General features: G+C 67.4%; 19 protein-coding genes. 7 read left to right on the top strand and 12 right to left on the bottom strand.

All coding sequences use genetic code 11. The features are described 5' to 3' along the window. Positions 1–10: 10 nt before the first annotated feature. Complete coding sequence (locus J1902_RS06550) at positions 11–706, bottom strand: redox-sensing transcriptional repressor Rex (RefSeq protein ID WP_207615445.1); 696 nt, start codon at positions 704–706, stop codon at positions 11–13. 85 nt (positions 707–791) lie between these two features. Next, positions 792–1,046, bottom strand: coding sequence for a glutaredoxin family protein (locus J1902_RS06545; protein ID WP_207615444.1), 255 nt, complete (start codon positions 1,044–1,046; stop codon positions 792–794). A gap of 96 nt (positions 1,047–1,142) precedes the next feature. Here J1902_RS06545 and J1902_RS06540 point away from each other — a divergent pair, with 96 nt between their 5' ends. After that, complete coding sequence (locus J1902_RS06540; protein WP_207615443.1) at positions 1,143–1,961, top strand: HAD family hydrolase; 819 nt, start codon at positions 1,143–1,145, stop codon at positions 1,959–1,961. A 140-nt stretch (positions 1,962–2,101) separates the two neighbouring features. On the opposite strand, the gene J1902_RS06535 is transcribed toward J1902_RS06540, so the two are convergent. From J1902_RS06535 to J1902_RS06525, 3 genes are all read right to left on the bottom strand, one after another. Then, a complete protein-coding gene (locus J1902_RS06535; protein WP_003792170.1) occupies positions 2,102–2,200 on the bottom strand; it encodes a 30S ribosomal protein bS22 in 99 nt (32 codons plus the stop codon). A gap of 174 nt (positions 2,201–2,374) precedes the next feature. Then, positions 2,375–2,587: a helix-turn-helix domain-containing protein gene (locus J1902_RS06530; protein ID WP_207615442.1), complete on the bottom strand. Its 213-nt coding sequence runs from the start codon at positions 2,585–2,587 to the stop codon at positions 2,375–2,377. Between the two features lie 158 nt (positions 2,588–2,745). After that, complete coding sequence (locus tag J1902_RS06525) at positions 2,746–3,894, bottom strand: 3-deoxy-7-phosphoheptulonate synthase (protein WP_242701699.1); 1,149 nt, start codon at positions 3,892–3,894, stop codon at positions 2,746–2,748. Positions 3,895–4,258: 364 nt separating this feature from the next. Here J1902_RS06525 and J1902_RS06520 point away from each other — a divergent pair, with 364 nt between their 5' ends. Then, a complete protein-coding gene (locus tag J1902_RS06520; protein ID WP_207615441.1) occupies positions 4,259–5,272 on the top strand; it encodes a LacI family DNA-binding transcriptional regulator in 1,014 nt (337 codons plus the stop codon). On the opposite strand, the gene J1902_RS06515 is transcribed toward J1902_RS06520, so the two are convergent. Next, positions 5,262–5,861 carry a TetR/AcrR family transcriptional regulator gene (locus tag J1902_RS06515; RefSeq protein WP_207615440.1) on the bottom strand — a complete coding sequence of 200 codons (600 nt, stop codon included), beginning with the start codon at positions 5,859–5,861 and terminating at the stop codon, positions 5,262–5,264. The genes J1902_RS06520 and J1902_RS06515 overlap by 11 nt on opposite strands. Positions 5,862–5,972: 111 nt before the next feature. Between J1902_RS06515 and J1902_RS06510 the strand changes: the two genes are divergently transcribed. Both J1902_RS06510 and J1902_RS06505 read left to right on the top strand, forming a co-directional pair. After that, positions 5,973–7,238 carry an MFS transporter gene (locus tag J1902_RS06510; protein WP_307794386.1) on the top strand — a complete coding sequence of 422 codons (1,266 nt, stop codon included), beginning with the start codon at positions 5,973–5,975 and terminating at the stop codon, positions 7,236–7,238. After that, on the top strand, positions 7,239–9,740 hold the full coding sequence (locus tag J1902_RS06505) for a beta-glucosidase family protein (protein WP_207615439.1): 2,502 nt from the start codon (positions 7,239–7,241) through the stop codon (positions 9,738–9,740). 84 nt (positions 9,741–9,824) lie between these two features. Here the strand turns inward: J1902_RS06505 and J1902_RS06500 are convergent, their stop codons facing one another. Continuing rightward, positions 9,825–10,517, bottom strand: coding sequence for a FadR/GntR family transcriptional regulator (locus J1902_RS06500; protein WP_207615438.1), 693 nt, complete (start codon positions 10,515–10,517; stop codon positions 9,825–9,827). Between the two features lie 108 nt (positions 10,518–10,625). Between J1902_RS06500 and J1902_RS06495 the strand changes: the two genes are divergently transcribed. Beyond that, complete coding sequence (locus J1902_RS06495; protein WP_278253602.1) at positions 10,626–11,900, top strand: alpha-hydroxy acid oxidase; 1,275 nt, start codon at positions 10,626–10,628, stop codon at positions 11,898–11,900. A gap of 4 nt (positions 11,901–11,904) precedes the next feature. Here the strand turns inward: J1902_RS06495 and J1902_RS06490 are convergent, their stop codons facing one another. The 4 genes from J1902_RS06490 to J1902_RS06475 form a co-directional block, all read right to left on the bottom strand. Beyond that, on the bottom strand, positions 11,905–12,318 hold the full coding sequence (locus tag J1902_RS06490) for a nuclear transport factor 2 family protein (protein ID WP_207615437.1): 414 nt from the start codon (positions 12,316–12,318) through the stop codon (positions 11,905–11,907). A gap of 134 nt (positions 12,319–12,452) precedes the next feature. Beyond that, a complete protein-coding gene (gene gdhA, locus J1902_RS06485; RefSeq protein ID WP_207615436.1) occupies positions 12,453–13,793 on the bottom strand; it encodes an NADP-specific glutamate dehydrogenase in 1,341 nt (446 codons plus the stop codon). Positions 13,794–14,044: 251 nt separating this feature from the next. Then, positions 14,045–14,590, bottom strand: a complete 546-nt coding sequence (locus tag J1902_RS06480) for an ArsR/SmtB family transcription factor (RefSeq protein WP_207615435.1) — start codon at positions 14,588–14,590, stop codon at positions 14,045–14,047. A 66-nt stretch (positions 14,591–14,656) separates the two neighbouring features. Then, positions 14,657–15,868, bottom strand: coding sequence for an acetoin utilization protein AcuC (locus tag J1902_RS06475; RefSeq protein WP_207615434.1), 1,212 nt, complete (start codon positions 15,866–15,868; stop codon positions 14,657–14,659). A gap of 100 nt (positions 15,869–15,968) precedes the next feature. On the opposite strand from J1902_RS06475, the gene J1902_RS06470 reads away from it, so the two are divergent. Together J1902_RS06470 and J1902_RS06465 are read left to right on the top strand one after the other, a co-directional pair. Next, positions 15,969–17,402, top strand: coding sequence for a TrkH family potassium uptake protein (locus tag J1902_RS06470; RefSeq protein ID WP_207615433.1), 1,434 nt, complete (start codon positions 15,969–15,971; stop codon positions 17,400–17,402). A 40-nt stretch (positions 17,403–17,442) separates the two neighbouring features. Continuing rightward, positions 17,443–18,081 (top strand): potassium channel family protein, encoded by a 639-nt coding sequence (locus J1902_RS06465; protein WP_207615529.1) that lies wholly within the window; start codon positions 17,443–17,445, stop codon positions 18,079–18,081. Positions 18,082–18,117: 36 nt separating this feature from the next. Here J1902_RS06465 and proC read toward each other — a convergent pair whose 3' ends face one another. Next, on the bottom strand, positions 18,118–18,948 hold the full coding sequence (gene proC / locus J1902_RS06460) for a pyrroline-5-carboxylate reductase (protein WP_207615432.1): 831 nt from the start codon (positions 18,946–18,948) through the stop codon (positions 18,118–18,120). Positions 18,949–19,160: the final 212 nt, after the last annotated feature.

Below are 19,160 nucleotides of genomic sequence, written 5' to 3'. Positions count from 1 at the left end.
CCGGCCGGGGCTAGACTGCCTGGCCCGGTGTCTGCGCCCGTTGTGCATGGTAGGCGAGGATCTGCAGTTCGGTGGCCATGTCCACTTTGCGCAGGTTGACGTGCGGGGGCACCTGCAGCAGGACCGGGGCGAAGCTGAGGATGCTGCGGATGCCGGCGGCGATCACGCGGTCGCAGACCTCCTGCGCCACGGTGGCCGGCAGGGCGAGCACCACCATGTTGGCACCCGTCCGTTCCAGGACGCGCTCCAGCTCGGCGCTGTCGCTGACCCGCAGCCAGCCGACCTCGTTTCCGATCACCATGGGGTCCGCGTCGAAGATCGCCACGACGTCGAAACCCCGGGATTCGAAACCGCCGTACCGGGCGAGGGCCTTGCCGAGGTTGCCGGCACCGACAATTGCGACCTTCCAGTCGTGTGTCAGTCCCAGGGCCGCGGCGATGTGGCGGCTCAAGTTCTGGACCTCGTAGCCCACCCCGCGCGTGCCGTAGGAGCCCACGTACGAGAGGTCCTTGCGCAGCGTGGAGGAACTGACACCGGAGGCCTCGGCCAGCGCCTCGGACGACACCCGTTCCACGCCTTCGGCCAGCAGGGAGTTCAGCGCGCGCAGGTAGAGGGTCATCCGGGCCACGGCCGCGGGCGGAATCTGCTTGGCGGCAGATTCTTGATCCCCTGTTGTCGCCTTGGGCGACGGTTCCAGCGCAGTCACGGTCTCTCCATTGCGTCTCTTGGTTGTTCCACTCTATGACTCCGTTGCCGGACGCAACAAAGCCGTGTCAGAACGTGCAGCCGGCTCAGCCGTCCAATGCCTTCTGGAGAACGCGCGTCAGCCGGGCCTCATCGATCTTCCAGAAGTCCCGTTGGATCCCGTCCACCAGCACCACGGGGATTTCTTCCGCGTAGCGCTCCTGCAGGGCGGGGTCGGCTTCGATGGACTTCTCCGTCCAGCCCAACCCCAGCCCGGAGGTCACGCGTTGGACGGCGTCGCGCGCGGCAGCGCACAGGTGGCAGTCAGCTTTGGTGAGAAGAACGACGTCGGGATTCGGCATGCCTCAACGGTAACGGGAGGCGGGGCGCGCCGTCGACGCGGGCCGGCCGGGCCCGGCCGGCACCGCAAGGCTCCGGCGATTGACTAGACTCAAGGCATGCCCGACGAGAAGAACGCCGCTGCGGCCAAGGCGCCCAACGCACCGCAGCACCACGGCGAAGCCGCATTCTTCGACGTCGACAACACCCTGATGAAGGGCGCCAGCCTCTTCCACGTGGCGCGCAAGATGTACGAACGCAAGGCGTTCACGCTGTCGCAGGCCGCCGGATTCGCCTGGAAGCAGTTCAAGTTCGTGCTGCGCGGCGAGAACATGGACGATGTGCGCTCGGTGCGGGATTCCGCACTGACGCTCGCGGCCGGCATCGCCGTGGCCGACGTCAAGGAACTCGGCGAAGAAGTCTACGACGAAATGATCGAGTCGCGGATCTGGCCGGGCACCAAGGCCCTGGCCGAACAGCACCTGCGTGTCGGCCGGAAGGTGTGGCTGGTGACGGCCACCCCCATTGAAGTGGCCAGCGTCATCGCCACCCGGCTCGGCCTCACAGGCGCACTCGGCACCGTCGGCGAAATCCACGACGGCAAGTACACCGGCAAGCTGGTGGGCGAGATCCTGCACGGCCCGGCCAAGGCCGTGGCGGTGAAACGCGTGGCCGAGGAAGAGGGCCTGGACCTTGACCGCTGCTGGGCCTACAGCGACTCGCACAACGACATCCCGCTGCTGACCCTGGTGGGCCACCCGGTGGTCATCAACCCGGACGCGTCCTTGCGCCGCCATGCCCGCGAGTACAACTGGCCCGTGTACGACTTCCGTTCCGGCCGCCGCGCCGCCACCCTCGGGCTGAAGGCCGCGACCGTTGGCGGTGCCGTGTACGGCCTGTGGCGGGGCTTCTCCAAGTTCCGCGGCCCGCGGGTCTAGGCCCACTGGAGTTTATGTACACCTCTCGCCCTCAAAGGCCGGGCGATAAGGGCGCGATGTGTACATAAACCCGCCAACCCGGACGCAAAAATGCCCGCCACCTCGGAAGGCGACGGGCATTTACGCTTTGTGAAGTATCTCTACTTCTTATTGCGGCGCTGGTGGCGGGTCTTGCGAAGCAGCTTGCGGTGCTTCTTCTTGGCCATACGCTTGCGACGCTTCTTAATAACTGAACCCACGAAAGTTCCTTACCAAACTAGATGAAGATCCTGTCTGCTGGGTGAGGTCCTTGAACTGAGCAACAGACTCGTCAACTGACAGATTCTTACGATGACGTAAAACGTTCCTTAACAGGGTACCGCCTATCCGGGGCACCCCGTGACCGCCGTCCGCTCAACGGACCAAAGCAGGCCTCAGGCGGACTCGGATTGTCCGTCCACGATGGCACTTTTGAGGTACTGTGCCACAGCTTCTTCAGGAACCCGGAAAGACCGGCCGAACCTGACGGCAGGCATTTCCCCCGAATGGACCAAGCGGTACACGGTCATCTTGGAAACGCGCAGGACCTCGGCTACTTCCGCCACGGTCATGAAGCGCGCATTCGAGAAGTTAGTCCCTGCAGACATTTCTCTTATTCCTTTGCTCTCAGCTCGCGACAGTGACGCCACGATATTGCACGGGTCCGTCGATGCTGAGCCATCAATCCAACCATGTGCTAGATACTCTAGGTGCTGATGGTGCCGCTGTGAAAGGGGTCTGGGGTAAAACGGCGTTCCCGGAGGGCCTACGCGGCCGTTGCCAGCCGGCGCTTCCGGGCAGAGGCGGCGAGCTGATCCAGCACGGACACCGTGACATCCCATTCCATGCAGGCATCGGTGACGCTCTGGCCGTAGACGAGTTCGGCAGCGCCGGAGAGCTGCTGCTCGACGTCCAGGTTCTGGGCGCCGCCCACCAGGAAGCTCTCGAGCATGACGCCTGCGATCGGGGACGATTCCCCCGCCTCCAGCTGCGCACCGATTTCGAGGGCGACCTCGGCCTGGCGGTGGTGGCTTTTGCCGCTGTTGGCGTGGCTGGCGTCCACGATCAGGCGCGGGTTCAGGCCCTTGGCCGAGAGGCGTCCGGAGGCCGCCGCGACGTCGTCTGCGGAGTAGTTGGGGCCCTTGCGTCCGCCGCGCAGGATGACGTGGGTGTCCGGGTTTCCGGCGGTGGCCACCAGGGCCGCACGGCCGTCGCCGTCGATCCCCAGGAAAGCCTGCTGCGCTGCAGCGGCACCGCAGGCGTCGATCGCGACCTGGAGGTCGCCGTCGGTCCCGTTCTTGAAGCCGATCGGCATGGACAGCCCGGAAGCGAGCTGGCGGTGGATCTGGCTTTCAGTGGTGCGGGCGCCGATGGCGCCCCAGGAGACGAGGTCGGCCATGTACTGCGGGCTGATCGGCTCGAGGAATTCGGTGGCGGTGGGCAGGCCCAGGGCCGTCACCTGGTGCAGGAAGCCGCGGGCGGCGCGCAGGCCGGCGGCGATGTCGTGGCTGCCGTCCAGGTGGGGATCGTTGATGAGGCCCTTCCAGCCCACCGTGGTGCGCGGCTTTTCGAAGTACGCACGCATGACCACCAGCAGGTCTTCCTTGTGCCTTTCGGCCTGGCTGACCAGGCGGCGGGCGTATTCGAGGCCGGCCTTGGGGTCGTGGATGGAGCACGGTCCCACGATCACCAGGAGGCGGTCATCCACGCCGTCCATGATGGCGCGGACTTCGTCGCGGCCGCGTTCGACGACGGCGGCGGTCTTCTCGGTCAGCGGCAGTTCGGCGATCACTTCCTGCGGGGCGGGAAGGGGCTCGAAGCGGCTGACGCGCAGGTTCGACGTCGACGGCTGGCTGGCGCCGCCGTTCAGGGCGCGGCCTTCGGTTTCGGTGGTTTCTGCGGCGATGCTGGTCATGATGGGTCCTGTTCCGGATGTGGAGCGGGTCCCAGTTCAGAACCCGCCGGATATGGCGAAGGGCAGAGAATGATCTCTGCCCTGTTGGCTCTGAAGGTGTGTTGGATGCGTGTCAGTGCGACGCGGGCCCCTCCAGAGCCAACGAAAAATACGCATACCAACGGTTAGTCATGGACACACCATAGCCCGGGCCTCCCGGGCCCGCCAAATTCCGTCCACGATGTGGCACCTTGCCGTTCCTAGAGCCCCGTGCGTGCTCCCGTCCCGGCGTCATGCACCGTGACCCCGGAGTCATGCAGAGAAAACGCTTCCCCGCACCCGCTAGGCTTCTGTTGCAGGAGAGTTTTGGCAGAGGAAGGACTCCATGGCGGGCAGACGCGAAACCCGGCGCATCGGCATCGCCGACGTCGCCCTCAAGGCCGGAGTGTCACATGCCACGGTGTCTCGGGTCATGAACGGAAACACCAGTGTTGATCCGGTCATCGCAGCCCGTGTGCGCGCCGCCGCCACCGAACTGAAGTACAAGCCGAATCCCATGGGCCGCAGCCTGGCGCTGGGAAAATCGGACACGATCGGCATCGTGGTCCCGGATCTCTCCAACCCCACCTTCCAGGCCATCCTCCGCGGCCTCAGCGTCGCCGCAGCACGGGACGGCTACAGGGTCCTGATTGCCGACTCCTCCGAGGTCTCAAGCGAGGAAGCCATCCTCGCCGGTGAGGCCAGGCGCCGCTGCGACGGCGTGGTGCTCTGCGCCCCACGCATGAGCGACGCCGAACTCGAGGAGCTTGCCCCGTCCTTGTATCCACTGGTCCTCATCAACCGCACCACCGCGTCAGTGCCCACACCCAGCCTGGTGGTGGACTACGGCCAGGGCATCCAGGAACTGGGCGCCCATCTGGTGGGACTCGGCCACCGCCGGCTGCTCTACCTGACCGGCCCCGAGGCCAGCGCCTCGAATGTGCAGCGGCTCGCGGGCCTGAGGCAGTTCACCGCCGATTTCCCCGGGGTTGAGCTGCAGATCCTGCCCGGCGGGAACACCTTCGACGCCGGTTTCGAGGCAACGGATGCCGTGCAGGCCAGCGGCGCCACCGGCATCCTGGTCTTCAACGACCTCGCCGCCATGGGGCTCCTCAACGGTCTCAGCGCGCGTGGCATCCGCGTCCCCGAGGACATATCCGTCACCGGCTTCGATGACATGCCGTTCGCGCGGTACACCATGCCTCCGCTCACCACGGCGGCGGTCCCCATTGCCAGCCTGGGCGACCTCGCATGGCGGCGCATGCGTGACCTGATCATGAACAACGACGCCGAATCCCCCACCGACTACTTCGCACCGCAGATGGAAGTCCGGGGCAGCACGGGACCGGTCAGGGCGTAGCTTTCCCGGGCGGGGCCAGGATCACGTCGATCAGCCCGCGGAGACCCTCCGCCACATCGAGGTCCTTGTCGTAGAGCCACTGCAACTGCAGGCCGTCGAAGGACGCTATGACGAGCCGGGCCAGGGCGTCGGCGGGCAGGTCTGTGCGCACCTCGCCGGCCGCCTGCCGCGCCGTGATGTCCGCACCGAGTTCCTGGACCAGCCACGCATACCGCTGCCGGAAATACGCGTGCGAGTCATGCCCGGGATCGTTCGCGGTTGCGGAGGCCACCGTGTACAGGGTGGTGAGGCCCGGCTCCCTGCTGTTGCGCTCGGCCACGGCCGCCAGCCCGGGCAGGGCCACGTGGTCGGATCCGACCGTGTCCATTCCTCGGCGGTCGCGCTCCGCGAGCACGGCCGTCAGAAGCTCCTGTTTGCCGCGGAAATAGTGGAAGAGCGTGGCCTCCCTGACCCCCACGAGTTCGGCCACGCGCTTGAGTGCCGTGCCTTCAAAACCCTCCGTGGCAAAGACATCGGTGGCGGTCTGGACAATCTGTTCGCGGCGTTCCGCCCCCTTGGCGTACGGCCCGCGCGACTTCGAAGTGGACATCCAGACAGCCTATTTCACCTTCATTTCATCAAAAACCTAGTCAGACTCGGTTTTTGCGGCTAGGATCTTCCCCATGGCCCAAAGGTGGGCCACTTCCCGTCAGGAGGCAACGTGGCCATCAAGACCATTCCCCAAACCCCAGCAGCAGTGTCCGGGCCCGCCGCAGCCGTGCCGGCACCGCGCGCCTACGTTATCGGCATGCCGATCGCCAGCGCCGGGCTCTGGATGGCACTGCTCGCTCCGGCCATCGTGGTGCTGGCCATCAAGGTCTCGGAAATCACGACGCCGGACACCCGCGCCGGCGCACTGAGCCTGGTTGCCGGCGTCGGGGCGATCGTCGCACTGCTCGCCAATCCCCTGTTCGGCCGGCTGAGCGACCGGACCACCTCCCGGTTTGGCATGCGGAAGCCATGGATCATCGGCGGCGCCCTCACCGGGCTTGCCGCCCTGTTCTTTCTCGGCCTGGCCGGGAACGTGGCAGGGGTGATGGTGGCCTGGATCTTCGCCCAGCTGGGCTTCAACGCCGCCCTCGCAGCGCTCGTTGCCACCCTGCCTGACCAGGCGGCCCCCGCCGAGCGTGGCCGGCTCTCGGGCCTGATCGGCATGACATTGCCCATCGGGCTGGTGGCCGCCGCCTACTTCGCGCAGCTCTTCGACAACGCCTTCCAGATGGCCATCGTGCCGGGCATCACGGGCACCGTCCTCGCTATCGCCTTCGCGTTCACCTTCAAGGACCGGGTCCTCACGGAAAAGCCCGCCCCGCTGAACCTCAAGGAAATCCTGGGCTCCTTCTACTTCGATCCCCGCGCCTTCCCGGGCCTGGGCTGGGCCTGGCTCACCAAGTTCATGGTCTTCATCGGTTACTGCGCCGCCCTGCTCTACCTGCCGTACTTCTTCACGGACCAGCTCCACGTCGCGGAGTCGGCCGTGGCAGGACTCGTCTTCCAGGCAACCCTGGTCAGCTCCGTGGGCACTGTGGTCACCAGCCTTATCGGTGGCTGGATCAGCGACAGGATCGGCAAGCGCAAGGTCCTCGTCATCGCCTCGGCCCTGATCATCATGATCGGCCTCATCATCATCGCCACGAGCGCCTCCACGGGCCAGGTCATGGTGGGCCAGACCGTCGTTGGGCTGGGCCTGGGCTGCTTCGGCGCCGTCGACGTCGCCCTCATCACAGACCTGCTGCCGGGCAACCAGAGCGAGAACGCCAAGACCTTCGGTGTCTTCAACATCGCCCAGGCACTCCCCCAGTCGCTCGTGCCGGCCCTGGCATTCCCCGTCATCGCCTGGGGTGGCTATTCGGCGCTGTTCATCGGCGCGGCCGTCGTTGGCATCATCGGCGCCGCCCTCGTCACCCGCATCAAAGGAGTCAAGTAAGTGAACCCCGTACTGTCCCCGTCCGCCGTCGAGCCCTCCGCGGCAATCTTTCCCGACGACGACGCCCGGATCCGCGAAACTGCCCGCTCCCTCAGCCTTGAGCTGCAGCTCAGGCTGCTGACCGGCGCCGATGTCTGGTCCACGCACGGCATCCCGGAGATCGGCCTGAAGCGCATTGTGCTCTCCGACGGCCCGTCCGGGGTCCGCGGCGAGGACTTCGACGAGCGCCACGACTCCGTCTCGCTGCCGTCGTCGTCGGCCCTCGCTGCGACGTGGAGCGTCGAGCTGGCCCGGAGTTACGGACAGGTCCTGGGCCAGGAGGCCCGCCGCAAGGGCGTCCACGTCGTCCTGGGCCCCACCATCAACCTGCACCGCTCACCCTTGGGCGGCCGCCACTTCGAGTGCATGAGCGAAGACCCCCGCCTCACCGCCACCATGGCTGCCGGCTATGTGGCCGGCGTGCAGTCCATGGGCGTTGGCGCGACCCCCAAGCACTACCTGGCCAACGAGGCCGAGACTGATCGCTTCACGGCCGACTCCGTGGTGGACGAGCGCCCCTTGCGGGAGCTCTACCTGGCGGCCTTCGAGGACGCCATCACCGAAGCCCGCGCGTGGCTGGTGATGAGCTCCTACAACTCCATCAACGGCACCACCGCCAGTGAGAACAAACTCCTGGAAACGCCGCTCTCCACCGAGTGGGGCTTCGACGGCGTAGTGGTCTCGGACTGGACCGGCGTGCGGTCCGTGGAGGCCGCCAATGCCCACCAGGACCTGGAGATGCCGGGCCCCGTGGGCCACTGGGGCGCCAAGCTGCTCGCCGCCGTCGAGGACGGCCGGGTCAGCCGCGACGCGATCCTGGAAAAGGCCACCCGCATCCTGCGCCTGGCCGCCCGGGTGGGGGTCCTGGAGGGCTTCGAACCGGCCGTCCGGGAGCTTCCCGCGCAGCTCGACGGCGCCGCGCTGGCCCGCGAGGTGGCCGTGCGGGGCGCCGTGCTGGTCCGCAACGAGGGCGGCCTGCTGCCGCTGGACGCCGCGGCGCTGGGCAGCGTCGCCGTCATCGGCCACAACGCCGAGGAAGCGCGCACCCAGGGCGGCGGCAGCGCCACCGTGATGCCCAAATACACCGTCTCGCCGCTGGAAGGGCTGCGGAAGGCCCTGCCCGGCAACGTCGAGCTCAGCTATGTCCGCGGCGCCAAGGTGGCCGAGGGGCTGCAGCCCTTCGCCCGGACCGCACTCCACAACCCGGTGTCCGGCGTTCCCGGCATGCGCGTCAGCTTCCTGGCTGCCGACGGCACCGAAATCTCGGGTGAGGACCGGCTGGCCTCGCACCTGATCTGGTTCGGCGTCGGCATCCCCGAGGGTGCAGCAGCGATCCGCATGCAGACTGAATGGACGGCCGAAACCGCCGGTGTGCACCACCTGGGCGTCGGCACGGTGGGCGAAGTCCGGCTGGAGATCGACGGCGTCGAACTCTTCAACGACACCATCCATGACGACACGAACGTGCTGGGCGCGGCCTTGTTCGCCCCGCCGCAGTCCGTGCATGCTGTCCAGGCCGAGGCCGGGCAGCGTATCTCCATCGAGGCCGTGTACCGGCTGCCGGCACAGCAGGAAATCCCCTTGACAGCCATCCTGCTGGGCGAGGAAACCGTCGTCGAGGATCCGGACGCGGAGATCGCCGCCGCCGTGGAGGCGGCCCGGACGGCCGGCGTCGCCGTGGTGGTGGTCGGCACCAACGCCGCGATCGAGTCCGAGGGCTTCGACCGCCAGGACCTCGACCTGCCCGGGCACCAGAACCGGCTCGTGGAGGCCGTGGCCGCGGTGAATCAGCGCACGGTGGTGGTGGTCAACTCGGGATCCCCGGTGCTGATGCCGTGGCGGGACAAGGTGGGCGCGGTGCTGCTGGGCTGGTTCGGCGGACAGGAATTCGGCGCTGCCGTCGCCGACATCCTGCTGGGCGCGGCGGAACCGGGCGGACGCCTCCCCACCACGTGGCCGGCCACCCTTGAGGACGGTCCCGTGCTGAGCACCACGCCGGTGGACGGCAAGGTGGTGTACTCCGAGGGCATCCACATCGGCTACCGCGCCTGGCTCCGGCAGGAAGCCGCCGGCGGCGCCGCCCCGGCCTACCCGTTCGGCTTCGGCCTGGGCTATTCCACGTTCGAATTCGGCGGGGCCCACGCCCCGGCGTCCGTCCTGGCAGGCCAGGACGTGCGAGTCCACGTGCCCGTGAGCAACACGGGCAAGCGGACGGGCCGCGAAGTGGTGCAGGTGTACCTCGCCCGCAAGGATTCCGCCGTGGAGCGTCCCGTGCGCTGGCTGGCCGGCTTTGCGGACGTGCACCTGGCCGCCGGCGGCGCGGACAGCGTTGAAGTGCTGCTCCCAGCCCGTTCCTTCGGCCACTACGACGGCGGCTGGCAGTTTGAGCCCGGAACGTTCCAGCTGCTGGTGGGCCGCCATGCGGCCGATGATTTCCAGGTCCTGGACATCGAGCTGCGCTAGTCGCGGCTTCTGGTTCGATCCGCGAAATAGCAGGTGGCGGCAGTGTCCGGAAGGACGCTGCCGCCTCGTTTCATTTGGGCGGCTTCAGTCCGGGGCCTGTCCCAGCCCGGCCTCGCGGTAGAAGCCGTGGATGTGGGCGGCCACCAGCTCGGCCGCGCGCTCGCCGTCGCCGTCGTTCACTGCCTGCAGGATGGCGCGGTGCTCGGCCCGCAGGCGCGCTGCGGTGGTCTCCCAGTCGGGCAGGTTGGCCGTGAGCGCAGCGGCGTAGCCTTCAATCGCCTCCCGCAGCGAGCCCATCATGGTGCTCACCACGGCATTTCCGGCGGCCTCTGCCAGCGCAACGTGGAAGCGGACGTCCAGTCCGAGGAAATCGTCGACGGCGGCGTGCGCGTCCATCTCCTCCAGCAGCCGGGCGGCTTCCGCCAGTGCAGGGGTGTCCGGCTTGGCGCGCGCCACGGCCCACGATTCCAGCAGGGCACGCGTTTCCACGATATCGGCGACGGGCAGATGCTGCGTGGCGACGTGGAGGCGCAGCGCCGAGCCGAGTGCCGAGGCAGGCTCTGCGATGACCACGGTCCCGGCGTCCTTGCCCGAGCCCACGCCCGCCCGGACCACGCCCATGGCCTCGAGGATCCGGATGGCCTCCCGGACCGAGGTGCGGGACACCTGCAGCTGCTCGGCCAGGGCCCGCTCGGCCGGGAGCCTGCCGCCGAGCAGCAACTGGCCGTCCGAGAGCTGCTTCTCGATCCAGTGCAGGACGAGTTCGTGGGTGCGCATATGCGAATTCTACTTGATGTGGTTGGACCACATGATCTAGAGTGTGGTCCAACCACACAATCGAATCCGGAGACAGCAATGACGCAGACCATCCAGCCCACCACTCCGATGAGCGGCGCCAGCGGTGACGCATCCGCACACGGCGGCACCGCCGTCGGGCGTCCGCCGGCCCTCAGGCGGCGCGTTCCGAAGATCGCAGACCTGGCTCCCCTGATGCAGTTCAAGAAACCCGAATTCGGCCAGGCCGCCCGCCTGCGCCGCGCCAGCACCATCTGGGAGCTGCGGGACATCGCCAAGCGCCGCACCCCGCAGGCACCGTTCGACTACACCGACGGCGCCGCGGAAGCGGAGATCACCCTGCGCCGGGCCCGGGAGGCCTTCCAGGACATCGAGTTCCGGCCGGGCATCCTGCGCGATGTGTCCAGCATCGACCTCCGCACGGACATCCTGGGCAAGGAATCCCGGCTGCCCTTCGGCATCGCGCCCACGGGTTTCACCCGGATGATGCAGTCCGAGGGCGAATATGCCGGCTCGCAGGCCGCGGAGGCCGCGGGCATCCCGTACACCCTCTCCACCATGGGAACGGCTTCCATCGAGGACGTGGCCGCCGCGGCGCCGAACGGGCGCAACTGGTTCCAGCTGTACCTGTGGACGGACCGCGAGCGTTCGCTGGAACTCATCGAACGGGCCGCCGCCGCGGGGAACGACACCCTCATGGTCACGGTGGACACCGCCGTTGCCGGGGCCCGCCTGCGCGATGTCCGCAACGGCATGACCATTCCTCCGGCACTGACCATCAAGACCGTCCTGGATGCCTCGTACCGCCCGGCCTGGTGGTTCAACTTCCTGACCCACGAGCCCCTGACGTTCGCCTCCCTGTCCCGCTACACCGGCACGGTGGCCGATCTCATCAACTCCATGTTCGACCCCACCCTGACGTTCGATGACCTCGACTGGCTGCGCGAAACGTGGAAGGGCAAGCTGGTGGTCAAGGGCATCCAGACCGTGGACGACGCGCGCAAGGTGGTGGACCACGGTGCGGATGGCATTGTGCTCTCGAACCACGGCGGCCGCCAACTGGACCGCGCGCCCATCCCGTTCCACCTGCTGCCGGAGGTCTCCGCCGCCCTCAAGGGGAAGGCGGACATCATCCTGGACACCGGCATCATGGGCGGCGCCGACATCGTGGCCGCACTGGCCCTGGGGGCCAACTTCACGCTGATCGGCCGCGCCTACCTCTACGGGCTCATGGCCGGCGGCCGGGCAGGCGTGGACCGCACCATCGGGATCCTGGAGAAGGACATGGCACGCACCATGGCGCTACTCGGCGTAAGCAAGGTCTCGGAACTCACCCCGGACCACGTCCGGCTGCTGTCCCTCTGACCCTTCAGCCGGGGTAGATCCAGCCGATGTCGGCGTTGGCGACTCCTATCGAGGCATGCGTCTGAACGAACCGCCAGGTATCACCCTCGCGGTGGAAAACGGCGCTCCAGCGCGGCGAGACGTGGCCGCCGTCCGGAAGCGTGATGGTGAGACGGGTGGTGGCCCACCCCACCGTCCCCTCCTCAAACGCCTCGGTTCCCTCCGGGGAGAACTGCGCCTGGCCCGCGGCGTTGGTTACTTCGCCGCGCAGGAACCGAGCCACGGCTTCGCCACCATGAAGCCATTCCGAGGGGTCACTGCCAATCAGGCGGGCGCCCGGGTCTAGTGAGACGGCGGTATCCACAAGGGATGCATCTCCCGTGCTTGCCGCAGCGAACCACCGCGCGACCAGATCTTCCAGTTCCTGCGAACGACGCATGACCGTCCCCTTCCATGAACGCTGACCCATGATGATTATGGTGTCGGGCGGCAGGCACGCGCAATGACGACAATGGCGGCAGTGTTCCCGGAAGAACACTGCCGCCATCTGTCATCTCGGCGAAGAGGAAAGGACTAGATCAGGCCCTGTGCCAGCATGGCATCGGCTACCTTGACGAAGCCGCCGATGTTGGCGCCCAGCACGTAGTTGCCCGGGGCGCCGTACTCCTCGGCGGTCGCGGCGCAACGGTCGTGGATGCCCACCATGATTTCGGTGAGGCGCGCTTCCGTGTGCTCGAAGCTCCAGGAGTCGCGGCTGGCGTTCTGCTGCATTTCCAGGGCGGAGGTGGCCACGCCGCCGGCGTTGGCCGCCTTGCCCGGGCCGAACAGCACGCCGGCTTCCTGGAAGACCGACACGGCCTCGCGGGTGGAGGGCATGTTGGCGCCTTCGGCGATGGCCACCAGGCCATTGCTGACAAGCTTTGCCGCCGCGTCGCCGTCGAGCTCGTTCTGCGTGGCGCAGGGCAGGGCAACGGTGCCGTTGACGTCCCAGACCGAACCGCCGGCAACGTAGGACACGGAGGAACCGCGGCGGGCCGCGTATTCGGTGAGACGGGCGCGCTCGACTTCCTTGATCTGGCGCAGCAGCGGGACGTCGATGCCGGCCTCGTCAACAATGTAGCCGGCGGAGTCGGAGCAGGCCACCACGGTGGCGCCCAGGGCCTGGGCCTTGGCGATGGCGTAGATGGCCACGTTGCCGGAGCCGGAGACCACCACGCGCTGGCCGTCGAAGGACTGGCCCCGGGTCTTGAGCATTTCCTCGGCGAAGATGACCGTGCCGAAGCCGGTGGCTTCCGGACGGACCAGGGAACCGCCCCAGGACATGCCCTTGCCGGTGAGGACGCCGGACTCGTAGCGGTTGGTGATGCGCTTGTACTGGCCGAACAGGTATCCGATTTCGCGGCCGCCCACGCCGATGTCGCCCGCGGGGACGTCCGTGTATTCGCCGATGTGGCGGTACAGCTCGGTCATGAAGGACTGGCAGAAGCGCATGATTTCGGCGTCGGAACGGCCGCGGGGGTCGAAGTCCGAGCCGCCCTTCCCGCCGCCGATGGGCATGCCCGTCAGCGCGTTCTTGAAGATCTGCTCGAAGCCGAGGAACTTCACAATGCCCAGGTACACGGAGGGGTGGAAGCGCAGGCCGCCCTTGTAGGGGCCCAGTGCGGAGTTGAACTCAACGCGGAAGCCACGGTTGACGTGCACGCGGCCGGAGTCGTCGGTCCACGGGACGCGGAAGATGATCTGGCGTTCGGGCTCGCACAGCCGCTCGAGAACGGCGCCTTCGAGGAACTCAGGGTGACGGTCGTGCACCGGGCCGAGGCTTTCGAAGACCTCGGTTACGGCCTGGTGGAATTCCAGTTCGCCGGGGTTGCGTGCCAATACGGTGTCCCGGACAGCCTCAAGCCTCGAATCCATGCATGTTCCAATCACTCTGGTCGCCGACCCGCGGCGAGATGTATCAGTCCCGCCCATGGTCGCACCACTGGACGTAGGACAACCATTTCAGTTCATTGTGACCGGTGGCGCTTCAGGACATGGAGGTGCCGCAAAATGGCGTAATGACGCGGGAACAGGGGATGAACGCCAACTTAACAGTGTGGCGAGCATCACGTTAGATTGCTGTCGAGGCGGTGTATATTGTGCGCTTCCTCCAAGCCGCGGGGAGGCTACTTCTTCCGGCCGAACTTCGGCAGGTTCGGCAGGTTCGCCAGAAGGTCGGCCGCCTTGGTTGCCGCGCGGCCCACGGTGCGTCCGATCTGCTGCGGAACGGTATCGTCCGCTCCGGGCGCGGCGCCGGCCGTTTCGGGGAGCGTCGGGGCCTGGGGTTCGCCGGCGGTGACCGCGGAGGCGGCAGGCTGTGCCTTCGCGGCGTCGCCGGCGGGGCGGCCGTGCACTGTTTCCGTTTCGGTTTCGGCGGGCGCGACGGCGGGAACCACGGCGCTTGCGGCAGGGCCGACGTCGAACGTCTCCAGCCAGCTGGCGATGCCGGCCAGTGGCTTGGCGTTCAGCGCATAGTAGCGCTTCTGGCCCTGGGCACGCATGCTGACGAGATCCGCCTCCCGCAGAACCTTCAAATGCTTCGAAATGGTGGGCTGGCTCGCAGCAAGCTCCTCCACCAGTTCACCTACAGCCTTGTCCCCAGAGCGGAGGGAAACCAGGATGTCGCGCCTGGTTGCCTCAGCAATGACGGCAAATACGTCGTCAGTCACCATGGCTCCCACCCTAGCGACATATACACCGATTGGCATCACTATTTCGCCGATGGGAGCCAGGTGCCCTCAGTCGAACCAGGGGTCCAGGCCGTGCAGCGGGAACACTTCCTTGCGCGTGGCCATGATGCTCCGGTCCACGGCGTCGTTGGGGTCGTAGCCGACCTCCCAGGAACGCCACCAGGTGTCCACGCCGTCGCCCATGAGCTCCGGTGCCGTGATGCCGTAGCGCTCGCGTACATAGCTGCGCCAGGCCTCGGGAACCGGCGTGGAGACCGGCACGGGGCGCTGGGCCACCATGCCGATCAGGTGGCTCCAGGCGCGCGGGACAACGCCCGTGACCTCGTAGCCTCCCCCGCCGGTGGCAATCCACCGGTTCCCGCAGTACCGGGACGCCAGGCTGGCGACGGCGGCAGCCGCCTCGCGCTGTCCGTCCACACTGAGGTTCAAATGTGTGAGGGGGTCCAGGCGGTGCGAGTCGCAGCCGTGCTGGCTGACGATCACCTCGGGCTCGAAGGCCCCCACCAGTTGCGGCACCACGGCGTGGAAGGCTCGCAGCCAGGCGGCGTCCTCGGTCCAGGCCGGCAGTGCCACGTTGACGGCCATGCCCTGCGCGTCCGGGCCGCCGATCTCGTTGGCGAAGCCCGTGCCGGGGAACAGCGAGAGCCCGGATTCATGCAGGGAGATGGTCAGGACCCGGGGATCGTTCCAGAAGATGTTCTGCGTGCCGTCGCCGTGATGGGCGTCGACGTCGATGTACGCGACCTTGCGGACGCCGCCGTCGAGCAGGCGCTGCACGGCGAGCGCCGCATCGTTGTAGATGCAGAATCCGCTGGCCCGGTCACGGGCCGCGTGGTGCATGCCGCCGCTGAAATTCACGGCGCGGACGGCGCTGCCGGACAGCAGGGCGCTGGCGGCCAGCAGCGAACCGCCGGCCAGCCGCGCACTGGCCTCGTGCATGCCGCGAAACGCGGGATCGTCTTCGGTGCCCAGGCCATGCGCCTCGTCCGGCGTCGTCGGATCCTCACTCACGCGGCGGACCGCCGCGACGTAGTCGGCGCTGTGCACGGTGTGGAGTTCGACGTCGGTGGCGGGCTCCGGTGGCTCGACCGCCACGTGTTCGTGGTCGAACAGTCCAAGCGCCGCGGCGAGCCTCGCCGTGAGCTCAAGACGGTCCGGCGCCATGGGGTGGCCGGGGCCGAAGTTGTACGCGGTCAGCGCGGGGTCCCACACCACCGTCGTTGGCAGTGCGGAGTGGCGGATGTTGGACCGGAAAGTCATCCAGATCAGGCTACCCGAGCCCCTGGGGCCCGGCCGCCCGGTTACGCCGCGCGATTAGTGGTTTACTACTCAGGAAAGCATGTTCGATCGAGGAAGCACCATGACTCAGAGCCAGTCGAGGTCCAAGAGCCCGGCCAACTGGCAACCCGTCCAGTCCGAACGGGAAGGCCTGTGGATCTTCACAGGCGTGCGCGACTTCATCGACAACATCGCCAACACTTCCCCGGCGCGTTTGGCGCTGACGGTCTTCGGCGTCGTGATCCTGTTGTTCACCGGGCTACTGTCCCTGCCCGCAGCCTCCGCCGCCGGCGTGGTCACGCCGCTGCACCAGGCCATGTTCACGGCTGTCTCCAGCGTCTGCGTCACCGGGCTCACCGTGGTCTCGACGGCGACGCACTGGACCTTCTTCGGCCAGCTGGTCATCCTGGTGGGCATCTTCGTGGGCGGCTTGGGCACCTTGACCCTCGCCTCGCTGCTGGCCCTCATGGTCAGCAAACGCCTGGGCGTGCGGGGCAAGCTGATCGCGCAGGAGGCCATGAACAACGCGGGCAGGCTGGGCGAGGTGGGTACCCTGCTGCGGATCGTCATCGTGACCTCCGTGGTGATCGAGGCAGCCCTGGCGCTGGCCCTGATCCCCCGGTTCATGACGCTCGGCGAAGACTTCTGGCAGTCCGTGTGGCACGGCGTCTTCTACTCGATTTCCGCGTTCAACAACGCCGGTTTCACGCCCCACTCGGACGGCATCGTGCCCTACGAGACCGATCTGTGGATCCTCGTCCCCCTCATGCTGGGCGTCTTCCTGGGCAGCCTGGGCTTCCCCGTGGTGATGGTCCTGCAGCAGAACGGGCTCAACTGGAAAAAGTGGAACCTGCACACCAAGCTCACCATCCAGGTGTCCTTCATCCTGCTGGCGGCGGGCATGGTCCTGTGGGCGCTCATGGAGTGGGACAACGTGCGGACCATCGGCCGCATGGACCTTGACGACAAGGTCATCCATTCCCTCTTCGCCTCCGTCATGACCCGCTCGGGCGGTTTCAACCTGGTGGACCAGAACCACATGGAATCCACCACCATGCTGCTCACCGATGCCCTCATGTTCGCCGGCGGCGGTTCGGCGTCGACGGCGGGCGGCATCAAGGTGACCACCATCGCCGTCATGTTCCTCGCCATCGTGGCCGAGGCCCGCGGCGACACCGATGTGAAGGTCTACGGCCGCACCATCCCCCAGGGCACCATGCGGGTGGCCATCTCGGTGATCGTCGCCGGTGCCACGCTCGTATCGGTGTCGGCCTTCCTGCTGCTCCAGATCAGCGGGGCCACGCTGGACCGCGTGCTCTTTGAAACCATCTCCGCCTTCGCCACCGTGGGACTCAGCACCAACCTCAGTGCCGAGCTGCCGCCGTCGGGCGTCTACGTCCTGTCCGCCCTCATGTTCGCCGGCCGCGTCGGCACCGTGACCCTTGCCGCTGCGCTGGCCCTGCGCGAGCGCAGCCAGCTGTACCACTACCCGGAAGAGAGGCCAATCATTGGCTAATTCGACAGGAGCGGCCAACCGGCCCTCCCACAATGAACCCGTGCTGGTGATCGGCCTGGGCCGCTTCGGCTCCGCCACGGCCGAGCAACTGGTCAAGCAGGGCCGCGAGGTCCTGGCGATCGAACGCGACCGCGCCCTGGTGCAGAAATGGGCGCCCGTCCTCACCCACGTGGTGGAAGCCGATGCCACCAACATCGATGCCCTCCGCCAACTCGGTGCCCAGGAGTTCAGCTCGGCCGTGGTGGGCGTGGGCACGTCCATCGAGTCCTCCGTGCTGATCACCGTGAACCTCGTGGACCTCGGGATTCAGCACCTCTGGGTCAAGGCCATCACGCCTTCGCACGGAAAGATCCTCACCCGGATCGGCGCCAACCACGTGATCTACCCCGAGGCCGACGCCGGCGTCCGCGCCGCCCACCTGGTCTCCGGGCGCATGCTGGACTTCATCGAGTTCGACGACGACTACGCGATCGTCAAAATGTACCCGCCCAAGGAGACGGTGGGGTTCACCCTGGAGGAATCCAAAGTCCGCTCCAAGTACGGCGTGACCATTGTGGGTGTGAAGACCCCGGGCGAGGACTTCACATACGCCCGCCCGGAGACCAAGGTCTCCGGGCACGACATGCTAATCGTGTCCGGCCACGTGGACCTGCTGGAGCGCTTCGCGGCGCGGCCGTAGGACCGGCGCGGCCGTAGGACCGGCGCGGCCGTAGGGTCAGCCGAGCTGCTGCGTGATTTCGGCGGCGCGGGCGGCCGCCGCGCGGGCGCCGTCGGCGATGATGCCGGGGATCCCGCCGTCGTTGAAAGCCGCGATGGCACGCTCGGTGGTTCCGTTCGGGCTGGTGACAGCGATGCGCAGTGCGGTTGGGTCCGCGCCGGGCTCGGCCAGCATGAAGCCCGCGCCGGCCACGGTTTCGCGGGCCAGCATCAGGGACAACTCCGCGTCCAGGCCGAGTTCGACACCGGCGGCCGCCATGGCCTCGGCGAGGTAGAACGCATAAGCGGGGCCCGAGCCGCTGATGGCGGACAGCGCGTCCACCTGTTCCTCGGGGATCTCCACCACCTTGCCGGCTGCGGCCAGGATGTCCTTGGCCTTCTGCAGCTGTTCCGGGGTGCAGTGCGTCCCGGGCGACACGGAGACGACCCCGCGGCCCAGTTTGGCGGGCGTGTTCGGCATGGTCCGGATAACAGGCTGGCCGACGGGCAGCAGCGCCTCAATCTGCGCGATGGAGACGGCGGCGGCCACGCTCACCACGATGGTGTCCGGGGCCAACGAGGAGCCGATTTCCCGGGCGAGGTCGGCGATGCCGGCGGGTTTGACGCCCAGGATCACCACCGCGGAGCCCTTCGCGGCGAGCTTGTTGTTGTCCGGATCCTCCTCGCCGGCGATGGCCATGATCCCGTGGCGGTGGGCCAGCTCGTCCGCACGTTCGGCACGGCGGACGGTGGCGACGATGTCGGCCGGGTCCGTCCCCGCGGCCAGCATGCCGCCCAGGATGGCCTCGTTCATGGATCCACAGCCAAGGAAGGCGATTCGGTTGTTCATGGCTCCATGATGCCAGTTCGCCGGGGCCGGCGCAGTTACCGCCAGGATTCACAGCGAGTTCCCAAGATTATTGCAGGCTTCGCCCAAGATTGCTCCGTATCTTGGTAGTTACCTCATAGAGGGTGCGAGTGATGAGGCGGGCATGGGGATGTCCGCCAACAGCACCGGTGGTCCCGACGGTTTACCCCCATTTCCCGTCCGGACCGCCGGTG

Origin of the sequence: Arthrobacter cavernae, assembly GCF_017368795.1 — a bacterium.
In the GTDB taxonomy this organism is placed as follows: domain Bacteria; phylum Actinomycetota; class Actinomycetes; order Actinomycetales; family Micrococcaceae; genus Arthrobacter; species Arthrobacter cavernae.
Note: the sequence above shows the minus strand (reverse complement) of the source record. Positions and strands in the feature narration are given on the sequence as shown.

Excerpts from the sequence above, each read along its gene's own strand:
- proC (WP_207615432.1), bottom strand. The coding sequence starts at position 18,948 with ATGAACAACCGAATCGCCTTCCTTGGCTGTGGATCCATGAACGAGGCC.
- J1902_RS06470 (WP_207615433.1), top strand. The coding sequence starts at position 15,969 with ATGACTCAGAGCCAGTCGAGGTCCAAGAGCCCGGCCAACTGGCAACCC.
- J1902_RS06530 (WP_207615442.1), bottom strand. The coding sequence starts at position 2,587 with ATGTCTGCAGGGACTAACTTCTCGAATGCGCGCTTCATGACCGTGGCG.
- J1902_RS06495 (WP_278253602.1), top strand. The coding sequence starts at position 10,626 with ATGAGCGGCGCCAGCGGTGACGCATCCGCACACGGCGGCACCGCCGTC.
- J1902_RS06515 (WP_207615440.1), bottom strand. The coding sequence starts at position 5,861 with ATGTCCACTTCGAAGTCGCGCGGGCCGTACGCCAAGGGGGCGGAACGC.
- J1902_RS06475 (WP_207615434.1), bottom strand. The coding sequence starts at position 15,868 with ATGACTTTCCGGTCCAACATCCGCCACTCCGCACTGCCAACGACGGTG.
- gdhA (WP_207615436.1), bottom strand. The coding sequence starts at position 13,793 with ATGGATTCGAGGCTTGAGGCTGTCCGGGACACCGTATTGGCACGCAAC.
- J1902_RS06545 (WP_207615444.1), bottom strand. The coding sequence starts at position 1,046 with ATGCCGAATCCCGACGTCGTTCTTCTCACCAAAGCTGACTGCCACCTG.
- J1902_RS06520 (WP_207615441.1), top strand. The coding sequence starts at position 4,259 with ATGGCGGGCAGACGCGAAACCCGGCGCATCGGCATCGCCGACGTCGCC.
- J1902_RS06500 (WP_207615438.1), bottom strand. The coding sequence starts at position 10,517 with ATGCGCACCCACGAACTCGTCCTGCACTGGATCGAGAAGCAGCTCTCG.
- J1902_RS06490 (WP_207615437.1), bottom strand. The coding sequence starts at position 12,318 with ATGCGTCGTTCGCAGGAACTGGAAGATCTGGTCGCGCGGTGGTTCGCT.
- J1902_RS06540 (WP_207615443.1), top strand. The coding sequence starts at position 1,143 with ATGCCCGACGAGAAGAACGCCGCTGCGGCCAAGGCGCCCAACGCACCG.
- J1902_RS06480 (WP_207615435.1), bottom strand. The coding sequence starts at position 14,590 with ATGGTGACTGACGACGTATTTGCCGTCATTGCTGAGGCAACCAGGCGC.
- J1902_RS06525 (WP_242701699.1), bottom strand. The coding sequence starts at position 3,894 with ATGACCAGCATCGCCGCAGAAACCACCGAAACCGAAGGCCGCGCCCTG.